Annotated in this window: 24 protein-coding genes; 10 read left to right on the forward strand and 14 right to left on the reverse strand. The window is 55.8% G+C overall.

Annotated features, from left to right (window positions below):
• Positions 1-79: 79 nt before the first annotated feature.
• Positions 80-709 (reverse strand): HAD family hydrolase, encoded by a 630-nt coding sequence (locus tag DOP62_RS05500; protein ID WP_208676615.1) that lies wholly within the window; start codon positions 707-709, stop codon positions 80-82.
• Here DOP62_RS05500 and DOP62_RS05505 point away from each other — a divergent pair.
• Positions 708-1,061: a cupin domain-containing protein gene (locus DOP62_RS05505; RefSeq protein WP_208676613.1), complete on the forward strand. Its 354-nt coding sequence runs from the start codon at positions 708-710 to the stop codon at positions 1,059-1,061. The two genes, DOP62_RS05500 and DOP62_RS05505, sit on opposite strands and share 2 nt — an antisense overlap.
• Here DOP62_RS05505 and DOP62_RS05510 read toward each other — a convergent pair.
• Together DOP62_RS05510 and DOP62_RS05515 are read right to left on the reverse strand one after the other, a co-directional pair.
• Positions 1,037-2,590 (reverse strand): anthranilate synthase component I family protein, encoded by a 1,554-nt coding sequence (locus DOP62_RS05510; protein WP_208676610.1) that lies wholly within the window; start codon positions 2,588-2,590, stop codon positions 1,037-1,039. The two genes, DOP62_RS05505 and DOP62_RS05510, sit on opposite strands and share 25 nt — an antisense overlap.
• Positions 2,591-2,707: 117 nt before the next feature.
• Complete coding sequence (locus DOP62_RS05515; RefSeq protein WP_208676608.1) at positions 2,708-3,136, reverse strand: photosystem I reaction center subunit II PsaD; 429 nt, start codon at positions 3,134-3,136, stop codon at positions 2,708-2,710.
• Positions 3,137-3,367: 231 nt separating this feature from the next.
• Here DOP62_RS05515 and DOP62_RS05520 point away from each other — a divergent pair, with 231 nt between their 5' ends.
• The 3 genes from DOP62_RS05520 to cysS all read left to right on the forward strand — a co-directional run bounded on the left by DOP62_RS05520 (position 3,368) and on the right by cysS (position 7,148).
• Positions 3,368-5,161, forward strand: coding sequence for an aspartate kinase (locus DOP62_RS05520; RefSeq protein ID WP_208676606.1), 1,794 nt, complete (start codon positions 3,368-3,370; stop codon positions 5,159-5,161).
• Between the two features lie 113 nt (positions 5,162-5,274).
• Complete coding sequence (locus DOP62_RS05525) at positions 5,275-5,541, forward strand: hypothetical protein (RefSeq protein WP_261790053.1); 267 nt, start codon at positions 5,275-5,277, stop codon at positions 5,539-5,541.
• Positions 5,542-5,711: 170 nt separating this feature from the next.
• A complete protein-coding gene (gene cysS, locus DOP62_RS05530) occupies positions 5,712-7,148 on the forward strand; it encodes a cysteine--tRNA ligase (protein ID WP_208676604.1) in 1,437 nt (478 codons plus the stop codon).
• 152 nt (positions 7,149-7,300) lie between these two features.
• On the opposite strand, the gene DOP62_RS05535 is transcribed toward cysS, so the two are convergent.
• From DOP62_RS05535 to minC, 8 genes are all read right to left on the reverse strand, one after another.
• Positions 7,301-7,864, reverse strand: coding sequence for a hypothetical protein (locus DOP62_RS05535; protein ID WP_208676602.1), 564 nt, complete (start codon positions 7,862-7,864; stop codon positions 7,301-7,303).
• Positions 7,865-8,056: 192 nt separating this feature from the next.
• Complete coding sequence (locus DOP62_RS05540; RefSeq protein ID WP_208676600.1) at positions 8,057-8,887, reverse strand: ion transporter; 831 nt, start codon at positions 8,885-8,887, stop codon at positions 8,057-8,059.
• 286 nt (positions 8,888-9,173) lie between these two features.
• Positions 9,174-10,331, reverse strand: coding sequence for a YeeE/YedE family protein (locus DOP62_RS05545; protein WP_208676598.1), 1,158 nt, complete (start codon positions 10,329-10,331; stop codon positions 9,174-9,176).
• Between the two features lie 7 nt (positions 10,332-10,338).
• A complete protein-coding gene (locus tag DOP62_RS05550) occupies positions 10,339-10,503 on the reverse strand; it encodes a hypothetical protein (RefSeq protein WP_208676596.1) in 165 nt (54 codons plus the stop codon).
• Between the two features lie 94 nt (positions 10,504-10,597).
• Positions 10,598-11,560, reverse strand: coding sequence for a sulfurtransferase (locus DOP62_RS05555; RefSeq protein ID WP_208676594.1), 963 nt, complete (start codon positions 11,558-11,560; stop codon positions 10,598-10,600).
• A gap of 402 nt (positions 11,561-11,962) precedes the next feature.
• Positions 11,963-12,250, reverse strand: coding sequence for an RNA recognition motif domain-containing protein (locus DOP62_RS05560; protein WP_208676592.1), 288 nt, complete (start codon positions 12,248-12,250; stop codon positions 11,963-11,965).
• Positions 12,251-12,472: 222 nt separating this feature from the next.
• Entirely contained in the window at positions 12,473-14,695 is a 2,223-nt protein-coding gene (locus DOP62_RS05565; protein ID WP_338442525.1) for a PBP1A family penicillin-binding protein, read from the reverse strand.
• 180 nt (positions 14,696-14,875) lie between these two features.
• Positions 14,876-15,691 (reverse strand): septum site-determining protein MinC, encoded by an 816-nt coding sequence (gene minC, locus DOP62_RS05570; protein ID WP_208676589.1) that lies wholly within the window; start codon positions 15,689-15,691, stop codon positions 14,876-14,878.
• A gap of 161 nt (positions 15,692-15,852) precedes the next feature.
• Here minC and DOP62_RS05575 point away from each other — a divergent pair, with 161 nt between their 5' ends.
• The 4 genes from DOP62_RS05575 (at position 15,853) to DOP62_RS05590 (ending at position 18,958) form a co-directional block, all read left to right on the forward strand.
• The gene (locus DOP62_RS05575; protein WP_208676587.1) at positions 15,853-16,581 is read left to right on the forward strand and encodes a hypothetical protein; all 729 of its coding nucleotides are present in this window, start codon (positions 15,853-15,855) and stop codon (positions 16,579-16,581) included.
• Between the two features lie 121 nt (positions 16,582-16,702).
• Entirely contained in the window at positions 16,703-17,356 is a 654-nt protein-coding gene (locus DOP62_RS05580) for a CHRD domain-containing protein (RefSeq protein ID WP_208676585.1), read from the forward strand.
• Positions 17,357-17,536: 180 nt separating this feature from the next.
• Positions 17,537-18,130 carry a sigma-70 family RNA polymerase sigma factor gene (locus DOP62_RS05585; RefSeq protein WP_208676583.1) on the forward strand — a complete coding sequence of 198 codons (594 nt, stop codon included), beginning with the start codon at positions 17,537-17,539 and terminating at the stop codon, positions 18,128-18,130.
• Positions 18,131-18,139: 9 nt separating this feature from the next.
• Positions 18,140-18,958: an anti-sigma factor gene (locus tag DOP62_RS05590; protein WP_208676581.1), complete on the forward strand. Its 819-nt coding sequence runs from the start codon at positions 18,140-18,142 to the stop codon at positions 18,956-18,958.
• A 60-nt stretch (positions 18,959-19,018) separates the two neighbouring features.
• Here DOP62_RS05590 and DOP62_RS05595 read toward each other — a convergent pair whose 3' ends face one another.
• Both DOP62_RS05595 and coaD read right to left on the reverse strand, forming a co-directional pair.
• Positions 19,019-19,705 carry a hypothetical protein gene (locus DOP62_RS05595; protein ID WP_208676579.1) on the reverse strand — a complete coding sequence of 229 codons (687 nt, stop codon included), beginning with the start codon at positions 19,703-19,705 and terminating at the stop codon, positions 19,019-19,021.
• Positions 19,702-20,202 carry a pantetheine-phosphate adenylyltransferase gene (coaD, locus tag DOP62_RS05600; protein WP_208676577.1) on the reverse strand — a complete coding sequence of 167 codons (501 nt, stop codon included), beginning with the start codon at positions 20,200-20,202 and terminating at the stop codon, positions 19,702-19,704. Before coaD ends, DOP62_RS05595 begins: the two co-directional genes overlap by 4 nt.
• An 88-nt stretch (positions 20,203-20,290) precedes the next feature.
• Between coaD and DOP62_RS05605 the strand changes: the two genes are divergently transcribed.
• Complete coding sequence (locus DOP62_RS05605) at positions 20,291-20,773, forward strand: flavin reductase family protein (RefSeq protein WP_208676575.1); 483 nt, start codon at positions 20,291-20,293, stop codon at positions 20,771-20,773.
• Between the two features lie 11 nt (positions 20,774-20,784).
• Positions 20,785-23,553: an AAA family ATPase gene (locus tag DOP62_RS05610; protein ID WP_208676573.1), complete on the forward strand. Its 2,769-nt coding sequence runs from the start codon at positions 20,785-20,787 to the stop codon at positions 23,551-23,553.
• A 339-nt stretch (positions 23,554-23,892) separates the two neighbouring features.
• On the opposite strand, the gene psbV is transcribed toward DOP62_RS05610, so the two are convergent.
• Positions 23,893-24,396 (reverse strand): photosystem II cytochrome c-550, encoded by a 504-nt coding sequence (psbV, locus tag DOP62_RS05615; protein WP_208676571.1) that lies wholly within the window; start codon positions 24,394-24,396, stop codon positions 23,893-23,895.
• Positions 24,397-24,601: the final 205 nt, after the last annotated feature.

Consider the following 24,601-nt stretch of genomic DNA (forward strand, 5'->3'; position numbering starts at 1 on the left):
ACGCTCCCCACCCTAGCAGACGACCGACGCGATCGCGGTTCCGTTGAGCACTGTTTGCAACCCCTGTTGATGGTGTGGATCAGAGCTGAACTTGCTGCAATAGTTGCCCTGAAGGAATCCAAGCCGTCTGCAACCCAGCCTGTTTTGCCCCTTCCAGATGCTGCGGACTGTCATCCAAAAACAGCGTGCGGCTGGGATCAAGCTGATGACGATCAATCACGGTCTGGAAAATGCTGGCGTGGGGTTTGCGATCGCCCAATTGGTGGGAGTAGTAAGCCTGCTCAAACAGGGCTGGTAAACCGCTGTGGCGATCGCCGTGGTCATCAATGAAGCGCTGTTCAAAGGCTTCTTGATGGATAGCATTCGTGTTGGACAGTAGAAAAATCGGACGCTGCGATCGCAGTTGTTCCAAGAACTCCACATGCACCAGTGGCACGCCGCCGAGCATGGCATTCCACGCCGCATCAATGGCGCGATCGCTCAACTCTTGCCCCAACAACTGGCGGAGACCATGCCGAAAAGTGGCTGGATCGATCCGACCGGTTTCAAAGTCATCAAACAGCGCCGTTTGTTGTTGTTGGCTGTAAAGGGTCTGCCAGTCGCAGCCGCAGAACTCTTCAAACGCACGACGGGTCGCATGATAATTGAGGTCTAAAATCACGCCACCGAAGTCGAAAATGATGGCGTCGTAGTCCAACAGCTGAAGCATGGAGCGTCCTGAAGTAAGCGATCGCGGCAATCTTTTGCACAACCTACCGTTGTCTGCGATCGCAGAGCAATTTGTTTCGTTAGCGCAGGGCGATCGCTGCCGAATTGAGCAAATCGTCTCAGCCGGTCAGGCTTCACCACCTGACTTTTGGTACGACCAAGACGAAACCGAGTTCGTGCTGATTCTGCAGGGTGAAGCTGAGTTGGAATGCGAAGGCGAAGCGCCGCAGATCCTCTGCGTTGGGGATTGGCGGATCTTGCCGCCGCACTGTCGCCACCGCGTCAACTACACCCAAGCCACCCCCCAGACCGTTTGGCTAGCAGTGTTTTATCCCGCCGCAACGGGCACTTGAGGCGGTTGTAGACAACGGATCGCCTCTAACAAACCACGCGCCTTATTCAGGGTTTCCTCGTACTCCTTGATTGGCACAGAATCAGCGACCACACCGGCCCCAGCTTGCACACTGACCCGATGACCGCTGCCTTCCGCTTGCACAATCATCGTGCGGATCGTGATGGCGGTATTTAGCTGACCCTCAAAGTCGTAGTAGCCATAGGCACCAGAGTAGGGGCCGCGCCGACAGCCTTCCAGCTCATGGATGATTTCCATAGCGCGAATTTTGGGCGCACCACTGACGGTTCCTGCCGGAAACGTTGCCCGTAGCAAATCCCAAGCATCGCGATCGCGATCGAGCAGTCCCACCACATTGCTCACGATGTGCATGACGTGGGAGTAGCGCTCAATCACCATCAATTCATCGACACGGACGCTGCCTTTTTCGCAGACGCGGCCTAGGTCATTACGGCCAAGGTCCACCAGCATGACGTGCTCAGCCACTTCTTTTGGATCAGCCAGTAGATCAGTGGCGAGAGCAGCATCTTCTGGAGCGGTACGACCCCGTGGACGAGTACCCGCGATCGGGCGAACCGTGGCTATTTGGCGATCGGGCTGGTGAGGATCTTTCTCAGCTTTGACCATCACCTCAGGGCTGGAGCCAATCAACTGCCAGTCACCAAACCGGAAAAAAGCCATGTAGGGCGAGGGATTGATCAGGCGCAGCGACCGATAGAGATCAAAGGGATCGCCACTGTAGTGCGTCGTCAGCCGTTGTGACAGCACGACTTGGAAAATGTCGCCAGCGCGAATGTAGTCCTGCCCCGTTTGAACATTGGCGCAGAATTGCTCCTGGGTGGTGTTGCTCTGATAATCGACCGGGCGCTGCGGTGCAGATTGGGGCGGCAGCCATGGCAACTGGCGATCGCTGGCACTCAGCGATCCTTGGAAACGATTGACCAGTTCTTGCACACGATTACAAGCCAGCGCATAAGCGCGATGCAAATCTGGCTCCGCTTGTAGATCCGCATAGGCGATTGCGTAGAGCCGACGCTTCACCTGATCGAAGATCATCAGGCTATCGACCTGCATCCAGCAGCCATCGGGTAGATCGTCTTCGCCGCCGCTGTGAACCGGCACTCGCGGTTCAATCCAGCGCATCAGCTCATAACCCCAGAAGCCAAACAGTCCGCCAACCCCCGAGGGCAATTGCGGCAAATGGACGGGCTGATAGGGCGCTAGACATTGCTTAAGTGCGGCAAATGGATCGCCGCTGAAGACTTCTTCGGAGCCATCGCGGAAACGACGAGTTGTGCGATCGCCTCTCGCTTCCAGCACCCAAAGCGGGTCGCAACCCAGAAAACTGTAGCGACCGAGATGTTCACCGCCTTCTACCGATTCCAGCAAAAAGCTATAGGGGCGATCGCGGCAAATGCGGTACCAAGCCGAAACCGGCGTATCCAAATCCGCGACCCACTCTTGATAGACCGGAATGAAGTTGCCCTGCTCAGCCAAGCTGGCAAACGTTGCAAAATCCGGGTAGATCATCGCGGGCAATCCCAAAAAGCGGAAAGGCGGATCTCTCGATCCTATTCGACACAGCCGTAAACGAAAAAGGGAAGTCCTCGGACTTCCCTAACACTTGCGTGAGTTCAGACTAGAAACTTAGGCCGTGTAGGGCTGTTTGCCAGTGAATTTAATGGTGGCGGGGTTGGGGTTTTGGCCAATGCGGCGATCGACTTTACCCGCGAAGGAACGACCTTCGTTCACTTTCTCAGGGAAGACACCATCTTTCGGATGGAGGTATTCCACATCGCCACCGGGGAAGACGCGGTAAATCTTGTAATTTTCGATCTTGGGTTTGAACTTGGTGCGAAGCTGCGTACCCAATGCGAGTGCCTGCTCTTTGCGCGCAAAGTAGAGCAAGTTATCGCCTTCGTGCATTACGGCAGCGCCACCGGTCGGCAGTTCAAACACCTGTTCTTTGGTGCTGGTCCAAGTGATGGCGTATTTTTCCTCGGTCTCTGCGCTCTTGAGTAGACCACCAGTGCTACCGCCAAAAACCGGCGTTTTCCCAGTCAGTGTCTCGGCCATGGGCTTCTCGACAGTGCTTTCCTCGGAATCGTAGCACCGCCCCCGAATCGGCTCAGAAAGGCTGTTACAGAACTTCAGAGTTCTGACGCTCAGCGGGTTTGAGCGATCACGTAATGACTGAGATGAGAGCTGACAAAAGAGTTGATGGCGATCGCAAGGCAGCAGCCCTCAGAAAAGGCGATCGCGCTCACTGATAAGGTGAGAAACGGGCGTGCTGCTGATCACAATTTTATGGCTCTGATTGTTCAAAAATACGGTGGGACCTCGGTCGGCAGCGTCGAACGAATCAAGGCTGTTGCCCAGCGCATCACCCAAACTGTTGCTGACGGTAATCAAGTCGTGGTCGTGGTTTCGGCCATGGGTCACAGCACGGATGAACTGCTGAAACTGGCGAATGCGATCAGTTCCAATCCCAGCCGGCGCGAGCTGGATATGCTGCTGGCCACTGGAGAGCAAGTCTCGATCGCGCTGTTGAGCATGGCGCTGCATGAGCAGAACTGCGAAGCCATCTCCATGACTGGCGCACAGGTCGGGATCATCACGGAAGCGCACCACAGCCGTGCCCGCATTCTGGAAATTGACCCGCAACGGCTACAAAGCCAACTGGATGCTGGTCGGGTTGTCGTCGTCGCTGGCTTCCAAGGCATTGCTTCTAGCGATCGCACCGCACTAACGGAAATTACAACGCTGGGACGCGGCGGTTCAGATACCTCTGCTGTTGCTTTGGCAGCCGCACTCAATGCCGATCGCTGCGAGATCTATACAGATGTGCCCGGAATTCTGACCACCGATCCGCGCCTTGTTCCCGAAGCGCACCTGCTCGAAGAAATCACCTGCGACGAGATGCTGGAGCTAGCCAGCTTGGGTGCGAGTGTCCTTCATCCCCGTGCCGTCGAAATTGCCCGCAACTATGGTGTCCGCTTGGTGGTGCGCAGTAGTTGGACGCAGGAACCTGGAACCGGCGTTGTTGCGCCACCGCGTCGCAGCGATCGCTCCTTGCAAGGGCTAGAAATTGGTCGCCCCGTTGATGGCATTGCGCTAGATGCCGATCAAGCTAAAGTGGCGCTGCTACACGTGCCCGATCGCCCTGGGATTGCCGCTAGTCTGTTTGGCGAAATGGCGCAGCGCGGCGTTAATGTCGACTTGATTATCCAGTCGATCCACGAAGGCAATAGCAACGATATCTCCTTCACCGTCAGCCAAGCGGATCTGGAGAAGGCGGAGGCAGGCACTACGCAACTCCTCGCAGATCTAGGCGGTGAACAACAGTCGGAAGCAGCGGTCGCCAAGGTCAGCATTAGCGGCGTTGGTATCGTCGGTCGTCCGGGTATTGCTGCCCAGATGTTCAGCGCGCTGGCCCAGAACGGCATCAACATCCAGATGATCTCGACCTCAGAGGTCAAAGTCAGCTGTGTGATTGCGGCCGCCGATCAGGAACGGGCAATCGCGGCTCTGCAAGAGAGTTTTGAAATCGAAGAGGCGATCGCGTCTGACTCTGCAGAGGACTGCACGACCGATCTGCCCGCAGTACGGGGTGTAGCTCTCGATCGCGACCAAGCCCGCTTGGCGATTCTCAATGTGCCGGACTTACCTGGCATGGCCGCCACGATCTTCCAAATCTTGGCCGATCGCCAAATTAGCGTCGATATGATTGTGCAATCGCAGCGCTGCCGCATTCACAATGGTCAGCCCTGTCGCGATATTGCCTGCACGCTACCGCCTGCTGACGCAGAACTAGCTGCTGCTGCTCTACAAGCCTTTGCGGATCAGCATGGCTGCAGCCTCGAAATTCAGACTGAGATTGCCAAGGTCAGCATTGTTGGCTCAGGCATGGTGCAGCAGCCCGGCGTCGCTGCGCAAATGTTTGCCGCCTTGGCAAATCACGGCATTAACATCCACATGATTGCGACTTCCGAAATTAAGGTCAGCTGTATTGTCGATGCCAGCCAAGCGGTAGAAGCTCTGCAAACCGTTCACGCTGCTTTTGATTTAGCAGGCGATCGCCGGATTGAGGTTCCCGCTTAGCTTACAGCCTGCCTTGAAGACTCGCCGATCGGCTCTGTACCGTACGACAGCTCAAGCAAGAGGTGAGGACGGTAGGCTGAGGAAGTGTCCATGCTCCTAAACTCTGTACAACTGTGACTCTCTCGCGTGAACAAACTTGGCAGCTCTTGCAAGATCTCATCTTCTATGGCGAGTCAGCAGAGACCTGGGTACAGGACGTTTGGACGCAGAATGAAGGACTCGGCGAGAGTGCTGCAGCCTTGCTAGAAATCACCCAGCGACTCTGGGATCAAGTGCCAGAGTCTGTCCTGCGATCGCTGCTGCGCGAACTGGCAGCCAGCCATCCCGATCGCATTGCCGAGTTAGACAGCGCTAGCGACTGGCAAGCCTTAGCCGACTAATTTCTGGAACGCGATCGCGGCACTGGGATAGTCGCGGCCCCGCCCCAATTGGCCTCCAGCGACAGAAGCCTTAGCGGTAACCAAGCCCAAGTGAGTCAGGGTTTAGCTCTGGGTTTGAGAGCGCCCAACGGTAACGCAGAATAAATGGGTGACTTGGCCCGCTTTTTCGCATGACCCTCAGCCTCTACAACACGCTCACTCGCCAGAAGCAACGCTTCGAGCCGCTCCAACCCGGCCGCGTGAGCCTCTACTGCTGTGGCGTCACGGTCTATGACTACTGCCACTTGGGCCATGCCCGTTCCTATATCGTCTGGGATACCCTGCGGCGTTATCTGCTCTGGCTGGGCTATCAAGTGCGCTACGTCCAAAACTTTACGGACATTGACGACAAAATCCTGCGGCGATCGCGCCAAGAAGGCACGACCATGCAGGCGATTGCCGATCGCTATACTCAGGCCTACTTCGAGGACATGGCGCGGCTCAATATTTTGGAGGCCGACGACTATCCTCGCGCCACCCACACGCTGGATGGCATTCAACGGCTGATCGCAGAACTGGAAGATAAGGGTTTTGCCTATGCCGCTGATGGTGATGTCTATTTTTCCGTGCGGCACTTCAAGGATTATGGCAAGCTCTCGGGTCGCAAGCTGGATGATCTCAAAGCCGGTGCTAGCGGACGAGTCGGGGGTGAAGAGGAGTCGCTGAAGCAAGACCCCTTTGACTTTGCGCTTTGGAAAGCAGCTAAGCCGGAGGAACCGGCTTGGGAATCGCCTTGGGGACCCGGTCGCCCTGGCTGGCACATCGAATGCTCGGCCATGGTCCGCGATCGCCTCGGCGACAGCATCGATATTCACGTCGGTGGCGCAGATCTTGTTTTCCCGCACCACGAAAACGAAATTGCCCAATCGGAAGCGGTCACCGGCCATCCCCTCGCCCGCTATTGGTTGCACAACGGCATGGTCAATGTCGGCGGCGAAAAAATGTCCAAGTCCTTGGGCAACTTCACCACGATTCGCCAGCTGCTCGATCAAGGTGGCGTTGCGCCGATGGTACTGCGGCTGTTTGTGCTGCAAGCCCACTATCGCAAGCCCGTCGATTTCACGGAAGAAGCCTTACAAGCTTGCCAAAACGGTTGGGAGACCCTGCAAGAAGGCCTCCGTTTTGGCGAACACTGGGGCGATCGCCTCGGCTGGACGCAGCCACCGACAACGGATTCTGAACTGTGCGATCGCTTCCGAGCGGCAATGGATGACGATCTCAACACGCCCGCCGCACTCGCCGTTCTGTTTGAACTCGCGAAGGAATTGCGCCGCCAGCAAAATCTGCTCGTCCATGAGGGCTATTTGGATGGCGATGCCCAGCAACTACATCAGCATTGGGTCACGTTGGTTCAACTCGCTGGCGTCCTAGGCTTGGAAGCAGAGCCAGAGGTGGCTGAAACGAGCGCCCTCAATGAAACCGCGATCGAAGATTGGATTGCCAAGCGCCAAGCGGCACGACAGGCCAAGGACTTTGCTGAAGCCGATCGCATTCGTCACTATCTTGCCGATTTGGGTATCACCTTGATCGATCAAGCAGGTGGCGTCACCCGTTGGTCCCGCAGCTAACTCCATGTCAGCCGCTGATGAGCAGCGAAACTGACACACCTCTAACTACTCATCCATCGGCCAAGCTCGGCACAACAAAGATATCCCCAGACGCCAGTTCTGGGGACGCAACTCACGTTAGTCAGTCATTAGGTTGTGGCGGGCAGCCAAACCTATTGCTGAATCGGCGGCATCAGAGCTTCTGGCAAATCTGGGCCACCCACACCCGTCAAAGCATTTTGGAACTGAATAGTTGAAGGCTTCGGCAGATTTTCAGGAGTCAACGTGAACAGGACACTGCGCACATTAATTGGTCCAGCAGCAACAACGCCTGCACTATTGACCAATCCGGGGCGAGCCATTTCAGCGATCGCTTGCATACCGGCATAATCCTGAACCCGCATGGCTAAACCGAGGTTAGTTAACCGTGCACTCACGCTCAGACATCGTGATAGTGCCTGATAGGAACCGCCCGGATAGGCAGAGTCAAGATTTTGACTCCAGACAATCACCGGTGTTGAGTTTTCACCGGGTTGATAGGCAGGAATCGAGACGTTATAGGCCTGAACATCACCGGAGAGTAAATCAGGGCGTGCCTCCAGAACCGTGACATAGTTGGCACCATCCACTTGTTTGCAGGTAAAGCCATAGCGGTTGCTCTGGGCTTGTGCGGTTGGGGCGATCGCGGCAAGTGCAACCGCTGCAACCGTGAGGGATAAAGCAGTGGCTTTAATCATGGAAATGCTCCGGTCGAGGAAGGAAAGTGAACTTAGATGAGTCAGGTCACCTAAGCAGGAACTGACCCTACAATCTGTCGATCTTTCTGCCTCAGCCAAAAAATATCAGGCTATCTTTATTTAGCTACCAGAGAAATTAAGGAATGATCTTAGGCTCATTTTTTAATTGATTAAACAACATTGTTTCTCAATTTAGACATCACTATTAGAATGCACATCTGCAGTCAGTGCTTGCCCACACTGATGACAAAAGCGCGCATCTGATACGGCGATCGCAGCACCACAATGGTGACAGGCTAGGAGCTTTTGCGTGTCGAGATGGGCTAAGTCATAAGCGACAAAGCCACTTGGGACTGCAATGATCCCATAGCCCAGCAGCATGATTCCAGAAGCTAGTAGCCGACCCAGAGGAGTTTGCGGGGTGAGATCGCCATACCCCACAGTCGTCATCGTCACAATCGTCCAGTAGAGGGTTTTAGGAATGCTGTCAAAGCCATGTTCACTACCTTCAATTGAAAAAATCAGGCTGGCAATAATCAACTGCAGAATAAAAACACCACAGAGAAAGACAGTAATCCGACGGATGCTACTGCGCAGCGATCGCCAGAGTTGATTCGCTTCTTCTGCAAAGCGAAAAAGTTTGAGAACTCGAAAGATCCGTAATAACTGCAGCGATCGCAGAATCAATAGTGAATTAAAGCCAGGTAGAAGCGCTGAAAAATAAGTGGGCAAAATTGTAATTAAATCTACCAGTCCAAAGAAACTGAAAGCATAGCGTCGAGCGTGCGGTGCGGCGATTAATCGCAAGCAATAGTCCATACTGAAAATGAGGGTAAATCCCCATTCCAGTCCGTTAAAAGCAGAACCGTAGCTCTGCCGCCAGCTCTGCACACTACCTAAAACGACCGTCAGTACGCTCGCGATTGTACAGAGGTAAATCAGAAGATTAAAAACGCGACCCTGGGGCGATCGCGTTTCTACAACGAGCTGATAGAGCTGCGATCGCCAGTGTTCCGATGCCATCGTTGTCTGCAAGGAAGCGCGATTCTCAGGATAGAAGGCTGGAGTGACTGCTGGTTTCAGAGCTGACGTGAAGAGCAACTAGCTCGCCAGCACAACTTCCACAGTGTCTTGCTGCTCGTTCTGAGTGATTTCCCTCATCATCTGGGTCAGAAGTCAGTCCTTTTGCGACCCAAACCATCACCTCGACCACGCCATTGCCATCAGGCCGGTGACTGCACCCACCAGCATGGCGAGCAGCAAGCATTAAGACAATCCCAACCAATCACCTTGGGGGAGGACATCGTATTCATCCGTTGCGGGTTGTGGCTCCTTCCGGTTGCCAGCGCGATCGCAGCCGAATCCCAACCCATGAACCCACCAGAGCTGCTCCCAACCAGACCCAGCCATGCAAACTGGTCGAGGCAATGCCTGCAAGATAGGCACTGATGTTGCAGCCGGCCGCAAGAAACGCGCCAAAGCCCATACTGAGGCCACCCGCGATCGCCAGACTGACAGCCCGAGGATGGAGACTCCCCTGCCAGCGCCAACGCCCTTCGTAGGCTGCCGCACTCAAGGCTCCCAAAATCAATCCCAGATCGGTGATGACACTCGGATCCGCAAGCAAACTACTGCTGAGGCGTTCCAGTTGCCGGCCCCAAAAGACACTACTTTGGGGATCCCAACCCAAAACCTGAGCAGCTTGAGCAGTGGTCAGTGCTAACCCCCAAGTGACGCGCCAAGGTTGGCCATCCACGAGCAGCGTGGCGGTGTAGAGCAAGGCGATCGCTGTTGCCGCTAGCCACAGTCGCCGCGATTTGACAATCGGTAAGGGTGCCCAGCGCCACAAAACTACGGCCAAGATCAGCAGCACCCACAATTGCAGGAGCAATGCGCTTCCCCAGCCCAGCTTGTCAGCAAACGACCAAGGTTCCCACGCAGGTAATTGACTCCAAAGAGGGCGAGTCAGGGTTGCAACAAACGCCCCGATGCCAAACGCGCCCAAGGTAATCGCCAAGTTGTAGGAGCCGCCACCGACCGCCGCTAGGGTGCCACAGCCACAGGCACGACTCAACTGCATGCCAATCCCAAACAGGAATGCGCCGCTCAGCCCTGCCCAGCCAACCGGAGCGATCGCTGGCCGCAGATCCCAGCCCAACGTCTCGCCCAGACTAAAGACACCGGCAAAAGCCACACAGGTCAGTGCGACCAGCCACAACTGCATCAGGGCAGGATAGCCATCCTGTCGCTGTAGGAGTTTGCGAAAACCACTACTGAAGCCAAATCGGCCATGGTACAGAACGGCACCGATCGCAGCCCCCAGTAGTAACAACGCACTCTGTCGCCAGCCATGCAGACTCGCTGCGATCGCCACAGCAACCACCGCTGCTCCCGTACCCCAGAGCAATCGCCATTGCGGTAGCAGGGTACGGGGTGGCGTCAATGATTGAACGTCACTACTGGTCATGGATGGGCTAACGATTGTTGGTGCGATTGGTCTGGGTTTGGCCAGAGCTGGGGGGCTCACAACCGCCGCCACTAGCAACAGCAGCATTGGCGAGCCAGAGCGGTAATCCCAAGGCGAGACAGCTAACGCCTACGGCGATCGCGCGATTCCAAAGCATCGAAGATTTCGACATGAGTGATTGAACCCAACGTGACGTCAAAGGCCGGATCACGGTTTGAAGCGCGATCGCGGCCTAGAACTATTTAATCCGAGCAGTGAGCTGACGCCTAGGAGCGATCGGGGCCGGTGGCAACAGGCAGCTTACTGGCGCTGTATTCCGTCCAAGACCCTTCGTAAATGCGGACATTCGGATACTTGAGCAAGTGCTTGAGAACCAAGTATTGCAGGCTGGCCTCACGACCTGTGCTGCAGGTGACAATCACATCTTTATCCGGCGTGACGCCTTTCGCTTCCAGGATCGCTTTCAGATCCGAAAGCGGCTTCAGCTTGTGGGGGTTTTTGAGGCTTTCGTTGGGGTTGTTGGCTTCAGTGAAGGTTGGCCAAGGAATGTTGCGAGCCCCAGGGATGTGGCCGTTGCGAATGAACACTTGTTGCTCACCGCTGAACAGAGCAGGCGGACGCGGATCAACGAAAGTGGACTTGCCGATCAGCTGTTCAACTTGTTTGATATCGACCCGAAACTCACGATTGTCCTTGGGCGTGAATCGGACTAGCGAGTAGCGAGGATACTCTTTGGTGACAGGGAAGCCAGCGTCTTTATAGCCCTTATAGCCGCCGTCGAGGACAGCGATATCTTTAACGCCTGAGCGCTCCAGCAAGTAAGCCACTTGGGTCGCGCCCAAGATATCGTTACCGTCTGAATAAACAAGAACAGAATCGCTGTTTTTAACACCAGCTCTGCCAAACAAATCAGCCAGCTTCTGTGCGTCCCAAATCTGCACAGGCAAGAAGCCATTGGGACCCCGATAGGCGGAGTCCGCAATGTTCACAGCCCCCGGCACGTGACCTTCGATATAAGCCAAGGGATTGGTGCGGACATCCAGGATTTTCAGCTTGTTGGTGTTCAGCCGTTCGGCAACCCAAGCTGGAGAAACAAATTGAACAGTTGCAGAGGGCGCCGCTGCTACGGGCTGGAAAAAGCCTGGCAGGGCCAAGAGCAGCGCGACAGCAACAGAGACAACCGCTAGGAACGCCTTTTGGCGCGGCCAGCGGAGCGATCGCACGGACATATTGACCTCAAATACTAAAACTCGGTCGATTTATTGGTGATTATTGCATATCAAAATCAGGTTGACTATAGAAACTCACCACTGCAGATGCTGCCTGTGAGGAGGAGCTATCGCTTCTGGCCGCACCGACACCAAGCGGGTTTGGCACTTCACTGGCTCAAGAGAACCATGTTGAAAAATCCATCTAGCTTCACAGTCACGGTCAAGACCGGCTGATTGCAGTGCAATTCCATCTCTCCATGGACAGATTTTTTACCGTTGAGCCTGTCTGCGCAAAAACACTTCGTCCTAACCTGCGTGTGAATTGCCATGGAGGACTGCTGTTCTGGCATAAAAAAAGTCTGAGCCTTAGCCCAGACTTGTCACCCATCAATTGAGCTTTCGCTAAAGCAATTCAGCAGTCTAGTTTTCGGCGTAGCCACCGCTACGGGCTGCCGGACGGCGATCGTCTTTAGGACGCGCTTTGCTGACGCGCAGCTGACGACCAAACCACTCAGCGCCATCGAGTTCACTGATGGCAGCATCTTCGTGAGCATCTTCTTCCATTTCAATGAAAGCGAAGCCACGGAGGCGACCTGTCTCACGATCAACAGGCAGGCTCACCCGGCTGACGGGGCCATACTCTGCGAACACTTCCCGAACATCTTCCTCGGTCGCGCGGAAGGAAAGATTACCAACGTAAATCGTCACTTGCGTATCCTAAAGCGAGAATCGGACTGTTCGGGAAAACGGAAAGCAAACTCTGAACCTGAACCTCTCAGACGCTGGGTCGGATGGGCCGACCAAAGTAACCTGCGCGCTGCCGAACAAACCACGCCAATAATAGCGGAGGGATTGGGGGCGACAGGTTAAAAAAAACTGAAAGTGCCAGATTGTTGCAGTCTTGTCATAAATCGGCTACCAGAGCCAGTTTCAGCGCAGCAACTGCGCCATGTAGTTGCCCCAAAGTTGCGCTGCGAGGCTGCTACTGTTACCCGTTGGCTGGTTATCGTCATTGCCCAACCAAACACCTGTTACTAGATGGCGCGACGGGACGTATCCAATAAACCAGAGATCGACACCATCATTCGTCGTGCCGGTTTTGCCGGCCGCACCGTAGCCAATTGCAGCAGCTCCGCCAGTACCACTTTGCACAGCCTCCTGCAACATGGCTGTCAGTGTGGCCGCGGTCTCGGCTGAGATCACTTGGCGATCGCGGCGAGGTTGCTGCTGAATGTCGAAGGTGAGTGTACAGCTACGACGTTGTTCAGCCGTTGTACAACGACTGCTGTCGTAGATGCGACGAATCGCATGGGGTGGCATCCAACGTCCTTCATTGGCGATCGCGGCAAAGGCACTGGTCATTTCTAGCAGTGTGACTTCACTTTGCCCCAAGACCAAACCAGGCACCGGCTGCAGATCTGCTTTCACCCCGAACTCACGCGCCATCTTGACCACTGCATCGAGCCCCACATCTTGGGCAACCCGCAGTGCCACTGAATTTTCCGACTGGGCCAAGGCCCGATAGAGATCGATGCTGCCGCTGCTGCGCTCACAGCCTTGGAATTGCTGGCCTTGCCAAAATAAGGGAGAACAGTCGTAGATTCGCCGTGGTGAGATGCCCTGCTCTAAGGCTGCCGCATAGGCAAACACCTTAAAGGTCGATCCAGGCTGGCGATAGGCCTGGGTTGCGCGATCGAACTGACTAGCTTGGTAATCCACACCACCGACCAGTGCCCGAATTTCACCATTGCGACTGTCGATGGTCACGATCGCCCCTTGTTTGACACCGCCTGATTGGGAGATAAGAGCCTGCAAGGACCGTTCAGCCGCAGTCTGCATGGCGGGATTGAGGCTGGTTTCAACCGCGAAATTGCCCTCCTCAACCACTGCATCACCGAGCAACTGGGCGAGTTCCTCGACAACAGCCCCGTAGTAGTAAGGGGCTGTAATGCGGCTGCTGGTTTGGCAAGCGTCAGGTTGAATAACAATGGGCGATCGCCGAGCTGTACGGGCCTCTTCCTCGGTAATGAAGCCCAGAGACTGCATGCGCTCAATCACGCCATTTTTTTGGCGCTGGGCAGCAGCAAGGTTGGTACAAGGGCTGAAGCCATTGGGAGAAGGCAACAACCCCACTAAAAGAGCTGATTCAGCAATCGAGAGATCGCGAGCCGATTTGCCGAAGTAGATCTGAGCAGCATCTTCAAAACCGTAGCCAACCCCAAGGTAGACCCGGTTGAGGTAGGTGCGCAGCAGCTCATCTTTGCTGTAGAAGAACTCCAGCTTTAGCGCCAGGATAGCCTCGCGGATCTTGCGGCCAATCGAATCTTCGCGCCCAACGTAGTCGCTAAACAAGCTACGGGCAATTTGCTGGGTGAGAGTGCTTGCCCCTTCACGTACCTCACCACTGCGAAAGTTACTGACGATCGCTCGGGCTGTACCGTAGGGATCCACTCCCAAATGCCAGTAAAAGCGGCTGTCTTCAGAAGCGAGCAGTGCTTTGGGAAGGACCGGTGAAAAGTCAGACAGGGTCGGCAATTCAACGTGGCTGCTGCTGCGCAGGGTTTGCAGCGGTTCGCCATCTGCAGCATAGGCAGCGATGGGGCCTTGCACAGTGCCCAGCGATCGCACCGAAACACGACTAGCTTCCAGAACAATGCCGATCGCGATTGCTCCCACCGCTGCGGTGGTGACTGCAACCGCCTGCTTTAAGCGATTCTGCCAAGCCGGCGGCGCATGCTCGTAGTGCAGCTCCACGCGATCGGTCAGCTCGGGAGGTCCCAAATAAATCCGGTCGTTGTGCTGGAGTTCAAGGCACTCAACCCGACGCCCCCGCCAGAACACCCCATTCGTTGAATTTTCGTCTTGAAGAATAAAGTTACCTCGCTCCCGACCCGAACGGCTGAGGCTTAGGTGCAACTTGCTGACGATCGGGCTGTTGATGGGGATGTCACAGTCGCTACCGCGACCTAAGCGATAGTAGTCTCCCAACAACGGATAAGCCTGCTGGCGATCGCCCTGACGGACGATCAGCTGCGGAACTTTGTCCGGTTCGCGCAGGCTGAGATTGTCGAATTTGGCACGCCGCTGAACCTGCGTCACCAATTGCGTGAGGCGTTTCAAGACGGTGGGTGCCGGTTGCGGGCGATCGCTCATCTGCCAACCTACGAGAGCACCTGAGTCAGGTGAAGAAGGATTGAAAAGGGGTGAAGCGGAAACAACGGGAGCACAGGACAGGCTCTCTGCCAGTTTCGCATTGTGACAGATGACACCCTTCAGCAGCCGGTTCAGTCTTTGAAGCGGTTACTCACCGCGATCGCAACTACCCACCTTGCACTATTTATTGCCGGGGTCTGCTCGCCGAATCTGAATTTGCCCATCGATGACTTGAGCAACCTCAGGATAGCCAGCCGCTTGGCTACTGGGCAGCCTTGCCAAGCGATCGCCAATGCGCAGCTGGGTTGCTGCCAGCGAGAGGGCAAAAATTGTGGCTTCCAAGTTCCCCGCCGCACCTGCATGGGCAATTCCCCGCAAGTTACCCCACACCAGGATGTCACCACTGGCGACAATGCTGCTGCCGGGATTAACATCTCCGACCACAATCACGGATCCGTTATGACGCACCTCAGCCCCCGATCGCAGGGTGCGTTTCAGATAGAGCGGGGCAGCGATCGCGCTGGTTAGAGACTTGGGTTGCCAACTCTCAGGCTGAGCGATCGGCTGTTCGATGGACAGCCCCAAGCTGACAGCAGCGACTGCCGTCTGACGGCGCTGGGTCGTAATCCGCGTCAGCTTCAACGCCACGCGATCCAGTTGTTGGCTCAGCCATTCCAATTGGCGGCCATCCAGCAGCCAACTGTCTGCATAGAGATGGAGTTCTGTCCCTGCTTCCCAAAAGTTTTCGCGTCCTTGGAGCAACTGTTGAAGATGCTGTTGCAGATCCAGCCAAGTGAGCCCCTCGGCATTAGCCTCTTGCCCGATCGTAGGTGCACTCGGCAATTGCAGCTGCCAGCGATCGCCCACGGCTTCTAGCTGAATCGGGGAAACAATGACCTGCTCGGCATCGGCTTCAGACGTCACCGCTTCGCTGACCTCTGGCTCAGACTGCGGTTGATCGTCTACGGCTGGCGTCGAGACGTCGAAATCACTCATAAAACTGGCAGGGGAAAGATACAAGCGAGCGAACTAGGACTGATCCTGACATTCAGCGTAAGGACACAGGAAGCAGACAACACAGCCCAAAACAAATTAAAGAGCACGGGCAAGTTGAGCGGGAGCCGCCAGAATAACAGTGATTGTCCTTGCCTGGTGTCATGGCTACGCCTCCTCCCTCTCCGCTACCGAGTGGTCGCCCGCGCCCCACGCGCCCCATCCCACGTCCCAGCACCAGTGCTCCCCCGGTGCGATCGCGCAGTAGCCGCAAACCGCCTCGCCCCACGGAACTACCGCCGAAGCCAGACCATGTCACCTATCGGGCTGTCGCCTGCTTTGGAGGAACCTTGACCTGGGACCAACAAGGAGAAGCGGCCCAACTCCAAATTACGGACAATCAGAGCCTTGACGTTGCCCTGAGCGGTCTGGTGCAGGCAACCTTACAACGCCACCCGCAACAGCTAACGCAACTGATGCAGCAGCCCCACTACTGGGTGAGCTGGCCACTGCAACGACACAAACAGCTGCAGTTTTGGCTGCGGGGCTGGCAGACCCATCCCCCCACCGATCTGCAGATTGGCCGCGTGCGGATCTGTGGTTTTGTCAAAAGTTGGAAGGATCAAAGCGGTGCCGTGCAAGTTTGGATTGGTCGCAATGAGGTTCCGCCCCCAGGACAGGACAATCAACCCGCTTGGAAAGTGAAACGCCTACAGCTGCGAGGAGCGCCGGAGCAACTCCGCCCTGGCTGGTGGCAGTTCGACTGTGAGGTGACTCGCTTTGGTCAACTGCGGATTGTAGAAGCAGCGCTGCTGGCCCCTTTCAGACCCAAGCCCTCACGGCGGGGGCGATCGCCGGCTCCAGCCCCGCGATCGAAACGACCATCAGCTTGAGTGACCTCTGTGGACTGATCCCCCTCAGTGGATGCATCCAACTCGAGCGGAGGTTCGTACTACTGATGAGTGAACTGAAGCACTCAACTGTCACGAGCCCCTACCAGTCCAGGTTGTTTCGATGCCGTTCTTCAAACTGCGCTTGCGATCCCTTGCGATCGCCCTCGGTACCTGTCTTCTCCTGATAGGTCTGCATACAGGCCTACCCAGCACAGTCACTGCCACAGCCCTGAGCACAACGCCCACCACAGAGATCGAGCGATCGCAGCCTTTCATCCGGCCGTCGCTCCTTGCAGACTTGCAAACCACCCTGAGTCAAGCTGAGTCTAGCCCTCTGGCCCAGGCCAATGTGGGAGAAGCACGCCAGACTTATATCGCCATTCTGAAGCCGCAAGCAGTGGTTCCCACAGCTCCTGAAACTGCCGCAAGGGCAGTTGTTGGTGCAGTCTTAGTGGGCGATCGCCTTGTGATTCGAGCCAACTTTCGCGACCTTTCCAGCGGTTTCCGCGACTATGTAAAAGATCCTGTCAGCCCCCCCAACCCCAACATCACCTCAGGCTTCCACCTGCATCGGGGCAATGCCAATCAAAATGGGCCTTTTCAGTACGCTTTGGCTGTCACCCTTGATCCCTCAGGAATCAGTGGCTCAGCCACCGGTGAACTGACGCTTTCACCAGAACAAAAGCAAGCGCTGTCGGACGGCTTGATCTACTTCGACATTCACACCACACGCAATCGAGGTGGCGAATTGCGAGGTGTCCTCATTCCTAGCTAGACGGAATGAATGGGGCGATCGCTGAATCGTGCATGGGTTGGGAGCCTAGGGCTCAGCCGCTAGGCTCCCTGAACCAGTTTCCCCGAGGCAGGACAGACTGCTCGATAGGGATTTCATTTAGTTAAGTATTGTAAATTTTCAATGTTATATTTTCAGAATTGATTCACCAAGTTCTCCCTTATGGGCCTTGGATTTCCCAGCCCAACTAGCAGCGACGTCAGGAATGATCACGATCTGTGGTCAGAGCTCCAGCAGGGACAGGTTGCAGCCCTTGCCAGTCTCTACGATCGCCACGCCAGTCTGGTTTACGGTATTGCGTTGCAGGTTTTAGGCAATCCTCAAGAGGCAGAAGATTTAACGCAAGATATTTTCATCCGGCTGGTTGATCGCCAGAGGTCTCACTATGACCCCCGACGCGGATCACTCAGGACCTACTTAGCGGTACTGACACGCTCGCGGGCAATCGATCGTCTGCGATCGCGGCGCACTCAAGCGGCAGCAATCGACAAGGTGCAAAGTCAACTGGTACAACAGCAAGCCACGATCGATCCACTGATTAGCAACTTGGGAGCTGCTGAAACAAGTACCGAAGTGCAGCAGGCCTTAGCCCAACTTTCAGAGAGTCAGCAACAGGTTTTGCGGCTGGCCTATTATGAAGGACTCTCACAAGCGGACATTGCAGAACGGCTCGGTGAGCCTCTAGGAACGATCAAAGCAAGAGCCCGCCGCGGTCTGCTAAAGCTAAAGCAAATCCTTGAAGAGAGTGTGAGCTGAACTCCTGTTATGACTGCTCCTGTCACCCCTGACCAAATTGAGCTGCTGATAGCGGGATATGTTCTCTGTGACCTCAGCCCAGAGGAAGCAGCCGAATTTGAACAACTCCTGCGGGATAACCCTGCCCTTTGGGATGCAGTTGCCGAGGCACAGGCAGCGTTAGAACAAACTTTTTCAGTTGAGGAACAAGCGCCGCCTGCTTACCTTAAGCCATCGATTCTGAGTGCAGCTCAGGTTCTGCAGCAAGCGGTCATCCCTAGCGATCGCGAAACAATTGCTTCGCCAGCAAATCCTGACAACCCGGCGATGCAAGCAGCCAACAGCAATGTGATTCCTTTGCGGCGCTGGCAACGGGGAATGGGTGCTGCAGCCGCTGTCTTAATTGCGGGCTTAGGCATCAGCAATATTGTCCTGTGGCAATCGCTGCAAACCCTCCAAGCAGCACGACGTACTACCATAGATCCTCTTGTTTTCACACTAGAACGGACGCCACTCACGCCAACGCCCAATGCCTCAGTGCGGGTCATGGTCGATCCCAGTGACTTGGAAGCGACCCTCGATATCAAAAACTTGCCGCCTTTGGCTGAGGGTGAGGTTTACGTGCTATGGACAGTCGTTAAACCCAATGCACCAGTCACCACCGATGATAAAGATGCGATTCTGACGCAAGTGTTTCGGGTCGATGAGCGGGGCCAATTCAGCCAGCGGATTGCCGTGCCTCCAGTCTTTCGCGATCGCGGGTTAGTTCAGGCTGTCGCTGTCACGATTGAGGATGCGAAGGCTCCTCAAAAGCACCTCGCCAAACCCATCCTGATTCAGCGCATTTAAGCAACTAAATCAACTGGAAGCCGCTCGCAGTTCAGGCTAGATGGCAATCGGAGTGTACTGTCAGCGCGATCGCCGACGAGCCGTTGGCGGTGGCGTATTTTCACTCAAGTTCAGAGCCTGACGACCATTGCGGATAATTTGCATCATCTGGGTCAAGCGTTGTTCCATATCCCGCAGCACTTGATCGGCATAGCTATCGGCCCCGCGCCGCAACTCCTCGCATTCCACTAGCGTTCGTTGTCGCTGTTCCGCGAGTTGCTGCTGGGTTTGGCTCCGCAGCTGATCAACTTCGGCTTGGGTTTGCTGGCGCGAGCTGTCAGTTTCTTGACGAACTTGCAATTGAAATTGTTGAGCTTCCCCACGAATTTGGGTTGCTTCTGCGATCGCCTGTTGTCGCAAGGCTTCACACTCTTGCTGAGTTTGTTGGCGCAGTTGCTGAGCCTCACGCTCCACTTGCAGGCGAATGCTGTTTTGCTCAATCAGCAAGGCACGCTCTTGTTGCGCCTGCGCCACGATCGCCTGGGCCTGCTGTTGCGCTTCGGCCAGAATTTGCGCCTGGCGCTCAAGAATTTGCTGAGCTTGTTGGATCGCAGCAGGCAGCCCCGCTCGCACATCATCCAAGAGGTCGAGTAGGTCATTTTCCCGCACGAGGATACGCCCCGAGAGTGGCACTCGCGTGCCGTCGAGAACTGACTCTTCGAGTTGCTCCAGCAAGTTCAAGACATCGAGCGATTGGGCTTGGGTCACGTCAGGCGATCGCGCTCTACAACACGGTGAAACTGATCATAAAGGGCGGCTGCCACATGGTTAGGCACCAAATGTTCGATGTTGCCGCCAAAGCGTGTCACCTCTTTGACGAGGCTACTACTGAGGAAGCTGTACTCCGTCGATGTTGTCAAAAACACGGTTTCTAAATCAGGAGCCAGCGTTTTATTGGTATGCGCCATCTGCAACTCCAGCTCAAAGTCAGACAGCACTCGTAAGCCCCGTAAAATTGCTCCGGCTTGACGCTGGCGGGCATAGTTGACCGTTAGGCCCTCAAAACTTTCTACCTGGGCATTGGGTAGATGAGCGATCGCCTTGGAAATTTGTTCCAAGCGCTCCTGGACGGAGAACATTGGCTGCTTGTTGGGATTGCGCAAGACCGCTACATAGACCTGCTCGAAGAGACGACAGCCCCGCTCAATAATGTCGAGGTGCCCAAGGGTAATTGGATCGAAGCTGCCGGGATAGATGGCCTTCAAAGCAAGACTCGCTGCGGTGGCTCAATCTTAGCCCGCAGCCCCGTGGATTCTACACTGGGGAAGACCGCGATCGCTTGGGAGCAATGGGATGTTGGACGAACAAGCCAAAAAGGTGCTGCTGCGTAAAATTCCGCATGGCCTCTACGTCTGCGGCGTCAAAGACGGTGAGGAAATCAACGGTTTTACCGCTAGTTGGGTGATGCAGGCGTCCTTTCAGCCACCGCTGGTGGTCAACTGCGTCAAATCTGACTCACGCTCCCATGCCATGCTCTCAGCCAGCGGTGTTTTTAGCTTGAGCTTTCTGGAAGCGGGTCAAAAAGACCTAGCAGCACAGTTCTTCAAGCCGCAGCGACTGGTCGCCAATAAATTTGAAACGGTCAGTGCCTACCTCGGCGAAGCCACCGGCTGCCCGATTTTGGAAGAGGCCTTGGGCTACATCGAGTGCCGTGTGGTCGGCAAGGTTGAGCATGGCGATCACACTGTTTTTGTCGGTGAAGTGATTGCTGCAGGTCTCCACCGGGAGGGCGATCTGTTGACCTTAGAAAGCACCGGCTGGAACTACGGCGGCTAAAATCCGTTGCTATGGAAATCCGCTCGGTCAGTCTACGCAACTTCAAAACCCACGCCGAAGCTGCCTTTGACTTCCGGCCGGGCGTCAATGCCATCTGTGGTGAAAACGGCGCGGGCAAAACCTCTATTCTGGAGGCGATCGCCTGGGCCCTCTTTGACTTTGACAGTGGCTACCGCAAGGAGGATCTGCGGCGGCAGGGCGAGAGTAATACCAGCGTCACCGTCGGCTTAGTTTCCGCCCGGGATGGCCGCTACTACGAGGTGCAGCGCCGCTCCTTCAAAAGTCGCCCCGATAGCTATCAGATTTATGACCCTGAGCTAGGCCTGAAGCTCGATAACGTCGAGAATATCGGCGCGGCGCGGCAGTGGCTCTGCGATCACCTTGGCTTTCGGGCGGGCATGGATCTCTCGCGGCTGTTCGCAGAGGTGATCGGCATTCCCCAAGGCACTTTTACTGCGGATTTTCTGAAAACACCTAGCGATCGCCGACGGATTTTTGATCCCATCCTCGGCCTCGAGTCCTATCGAGATGCCCATCGCCAGTCCGTTGATTTGCAGCGCTATGCCGAAGGCCAGCAGCAGGCGATCGCGCAACAGGTGGCCATCCTGACAGCAGAAGTTGCGGATTTACCTACGCTGGAGCAGCAACTGCAGCAGATCAGCCAGAGCTTGGAACAGCAGCGATCGCAGCTGCAGCAACGCCAGCAGGAACGGCAACGGGCGCTGAGCGAGCTACAACAGCTCAAACAGCAAGCCCAACAGCAGCAACAACAGCAACAACAGCTGCAACAGCTTGAACTACAGCGACAGGCTTTAGAGCAACAGCAACAGATCCAGCTGCGATCGCGAGATGAGGCGATCGCGGCTCAGCAGACTTTAGAAGCCAGTCGAGACGGTTGGCAGCAGTATCAGCAGTTGACCGAGCAGATTCAGACTCTGAACGGACAACTGCGTCAGCGCGAGCAGGGGCGACGCCAGCTCAATCAGTTACAACAGCAGCTCAGCCAATTGCGGGAAGCGGCCGCAGGACTGGAACAGCAGATCGCTTCACAGGCCCGTTGGCAAGAGCAGATCGACCAGCGTCAGCCCGATCTGCAACGCCAAGAGCAACTGGAAGTGATCCTGCGACAACAGCAGGAACAGCAGCAGTCCCTCAGCCAACTCGAGCAGCGGCGCCATTGGCTCCAACAGCGTTTAAAGGCGATCGCGACTGAGCAGCAGACGCTGCAACAGCGTTTGAGCGAACTGCAAAGCCTAGCGACGAAGCTCACTGAGCTTCCCCGCTGTCAAGCCGAAATTGAGCAGTTGCAAGAGCGCTTGGCTCGAGCCGAAACGTTAGGAAATCTCGCCCAAGACCGCCGAGCCCAGCTCGAGACATTCACAGCCGCGATCGCCCAGCATCAGCAAGCAGTCGCGGCTGCTCAGGCACAACTGAACGATTTACAAGCCGCGCTGCCGCTCTATCAAGTCAATCTGGTGCAGGTTGGCGAGACGCTTGAGCAGGGACTGCAGCTCCTTGCCCGTCAACTCGACGATCAGCAATCCTTTTTTGCCCAACTCGGCGGCGGCGATCGCCCAGCCCTCAGCCAGCGGCTCCAGCAGCAACAGCAGGCCCTCTCCCAGCTGCGGCAGCTCGAAAAACAGGTTGACCAGCAAGGACTGCTGAAGCAGCAATTGCAAAAACTGCAGACTGAGCAACAGGCGCTGGAACAAGAACGACGACAGATCTCGACGGAGCTGCAAGCGGCCCCTGGAGTGATCGCTGCGATCGCCCAAGCCGAGGCCGATCTGCAAGCCCTCGGTGATCCTCGGCGCGAACTGCAACTACTGCGATCGCAACTGCAGGCAGGTGCAGCAGTCACCAGCCAACTCGAGCAAAACCAAGCCCAGCAAGCTCAGCTACAGCCCCAGATTCAACCACTGCAAGATCGCCTTGAGGCGCTAGCGGAGCTGGAGAGCCAGCTCCATCAGGCAGAACAAACCCGTCAGCGGGCCACAGAGGACTATCGGCGCTACCTGCAGGCTGAGTCAGTCAGCCAACAGCTGCCAGAACGGGAAGCACAGCTACAGCGCAGCACTGAACAACTCACTCAAATTCAGGCTGAATGGCAAACCTTGAAAGAGGCGATCGCCGCTGAACCCGCCCTCGATCCAGCTATCCTTGCTGCCGCGGAACAAACTTGGCAAGCACTCGAAGGGGAATGTCAGCGCCTCACCGGTGCCCTCCCTGGGCTGGAACAGGAGCAGCAACGCCTGCAAACTGAACTGAGTCGTCGCCAAGCCGCCGCTCAAAATCTGGCGGCGCAACAACAGCAATTGCAACAGCATCAAGCGATTGGTCAATTTATCGAGACGGCACGCCGCATCTACAACCAGAGTGGTCCGCGCATGAGTCGCTACTTCATCGGCGAAATCAGCCGCGAGGGCGATCGCCTCTACCGTGAGCTGCTCGCTCGTCCCGGCGTCGCCTTGGATTGGACGGAAGACTACGAAATTCGCGTTCAAGAAGGTGGGCGTTGGCGACCGTTCAAAACCCTCTCTGGTGGCGAGCAAATGTGTGCGGCACTAGCCGTGCGCTTGGCGCTGCTACGTGTCATTGGCCAATGCCCGATCGCCTTCTTTGATGAACCCACCACCAACATGGATCTGCAGCGCCGCCGTCAGCTGGCAGACGCAATCGGCAATCTTCAGAGCTTCCGGCAGCTCTTTGTGATCAGCCACGACGACACCTTCGAGCATCTCACCGAAAACATCGTGCGAGTCGAGCGGCAACTCGTCTGACCAGTTTTTAAGGACAGCAGACTCCAGCTATTTTCTTCCGCAAGACGTACCTTCAATCTGCGGTCAATACCGGCTTGTTTTACCCGCTGCGATCGCGACTCAACCGATGGGTCTCACCCGAAATTCTGTTGCGGGGGGTCTGGGGGAGTCGAGTCCCCCAGTGCGTGGGTGTGGGGGTGCACAATCACCCCCACGGACAGAACGCTCGAATCTTTAGTCCAGCCAGATTGGCTCTAAGCATCTTGCTGTCTGCAATGGAGCAGCACTGATTAGCCAATAAAAAACCGGACCCTCGGCCCGGCTTTTGTTCAAGCTTGAACAGCGATCGCGAGAAGCGACTTAGTAATAGATTTTGCCGCCGCCCCACTTGCTGCCAACCACCTTCGGCTGGAGCAAGATGTGACCTGAGATCGCCACCAAATCGTCTTCCGTCAGGTTACGCATTTTCGGGAAGATATCGGTGCTCTTGGTGCTGGGGTGCAATTCTGAAATCTCGCGCTCACCATCGTAGGTGGTGGGGTTGTGCAGGTAGTCCACCAGGCTTTCGATGCTATCGCGAGGCGGGGTGGCCAGCGCCAAAGCCTCAGGATCAAGACCAACGTTGGGGTCAGTCTTGGTAATGCCACCGACATGGCATTGACCGCAGGCATAGGCAAACAGCTGTTTACCTTCAGCAACCTGCTTCAGGCTCAACGTGACATTGTCGCCTTGGGGATTCAGCTTGACTGTGCGAGTTTCTGCTGTCAGTTCAGCGGCCTGAGCGGCACCAATATTGAACTGAAACACGGCAAGCAGGGCCGCCAAAGTCAGCCAGAGGGTTCTTCTCAGCGTCTTGAAAACCATGGATGGTGAACTGCTCCTGACTAGCTCTCGAAAAGGACGGCTCTCGCCAGCCCAATGTGATGAAGGGGTTGAGGCGGTTTGGCTACAGGGCAAAATGATTTGCAGCAGCCAACGGCGACCAAAACCATCCTCAATATTTACCATGCAGGGGCGAGGCAAATGAGAAAGTTGTTAGGCTCCGTTGCAAACTTGTGACAAGTTCAGC

This window comes from Synechococcus elongatus PCC 11801 (assembly GCF_003846445.2).
Taxonomy (GTDB): domain Bacteria; phylum Cyanobacteriota; class Cyanobacteriia; order Synechococcales; family Synechococcaceae; genus Synechococcus; species Synechococcus elongatus_A.

Coding starts and splice junctions, on each gene's coding strand:
- DOP62_RS05505 (WP_208676613.1), top strand. CDS start 708: ATGGAGCGTCCTGAAGTAAGCGATCGCGGCAATCTTTTGCACAACCTA.
- DOP62_RS05500 (WP_208676615.1), bottom strand. CDS start 709: ATGCTTCAGCTGTTGGACTACGACGCCATCATTTTCGACTTCGGTGGC.
- DOP62_RS05510 (WP_208676610.1), bottom strand. CDS start 2,590: ATGATCTACCCGGATTTTGCAACGTTTGCCAGCTTGGCTGAGCAGGGC.
- DOP62_RS05515 (WP_208676608.1), bottom strand. CDS start 3,136: ATGGCCGAGACACTGACTGGGAAAACGCCGGTTTTTGGCGGTAGCACT.
- DOP62_RS05520 (WP_208676606.1), top strand. CDS start 3,368: ATGGCTCTGATTGTTCAAAAATACGGTGGGACCTCGGTCGGCAGCGTC.
- cysS (WP_208676604.1), top strand. CDS start 5,712: ATGACCCTCAGCCTCTACAACACGCTCACTCGCCAGAAGCAACGCTTC.
- DOP62_RS05535 (WP_208676602.1), bottom strand. CDS start 7,864: ATGATTAAAGCCACTGCTTTATCCCTCACGGTTGCAGCGGTTGCACTT.
- DOP62_RS05540 (WP_208676600.1), bottom strand. CDS start 8,887: ATGGCATCGGAACACTGGCGATCGCAGCTCTATCAGCTCGTTGTAGAA.
- DOP62_RS05545 (WP_208676598.1), bottom strand. CDS start 10,331: ATGACCAGTAGTGACGTTCAATCATTGACGCCACCCCGTACCCTGCTA.
- DOP62_RS05550 (WP_208676596.1), bottom strand. CDS start 10,503: ATGTCGAAATCTTCGATGCTTTGGAATCGCGCGATCGCCGTAGGCGTT.
- DOP62_RS05555 (WP_208676594.1), bottom strand. CDS start 11,560: ATGTCCGTGCGATCGCTCCGCTGGCCGCGCCAAAAGGCGTTCCTAGCG.
- DOP62_RS05565 (WP_338442525.1), bottom strand. CDS start 14,695: ATGAGCGATCGCCCGCAACCGGCACCCACCGTCTTGAAACGCCTCACG.
- minC (WP_208676589.1), bottom strand. CDS start 15,691: ATGAGTGATTTCGACGTCTCGACGCCAGCCGTAGACGATCAACCGCAG.
- DOP62_RS05575 (WP_208676587.1), top strand. CDS start 15,853: ATGGCTACGCCTCCTCCCTCTCCGCTACCGAGTGGTCGCCCGCGCCCC.
- DOP62_RS05580 (WP_208676585.1), top strand. CDS start 16,703: ATGCCGTTCTTCAAACTGCGCTTGCGATCCCTTGCGATCGCCCTCGGT.
- DOP62_RS05585 (WP_208676583.1), top strand. CDS start 17,537: ATGGGCCTTGGATTTCCCAGCCCAACTAGCAGCGACGTCAGGAATGAT.
- DOP62_RS05590 (WP_208676581.1), top strand. CDS start 18,140: ATGACTGCTCCTGTCACCCCTGACCAAATTGAGCTGCTGATAGCGGGA.
- DOP62_RS05605 (WP_208676575.1), top strand. CDS start 20,291: ATGTTGGACGAACAAGCCAAAAAGGTGCTGCTGCGTAAAATTCCGCAT.
- DOP62_RS05610 (WP_208676573.1), top strand. CDS start 20,785: ATGGAAATCCGCTCGGTCAGTCTACGCAACTTCAAAACCCACGCCGAA.
- psbV (WP_208676571.1), bottom strand. CDS start 24,396: ATGGTTTTCAAGACGCTGAGAAGAACCCTCTGGCTGACTTTGGCGGCC.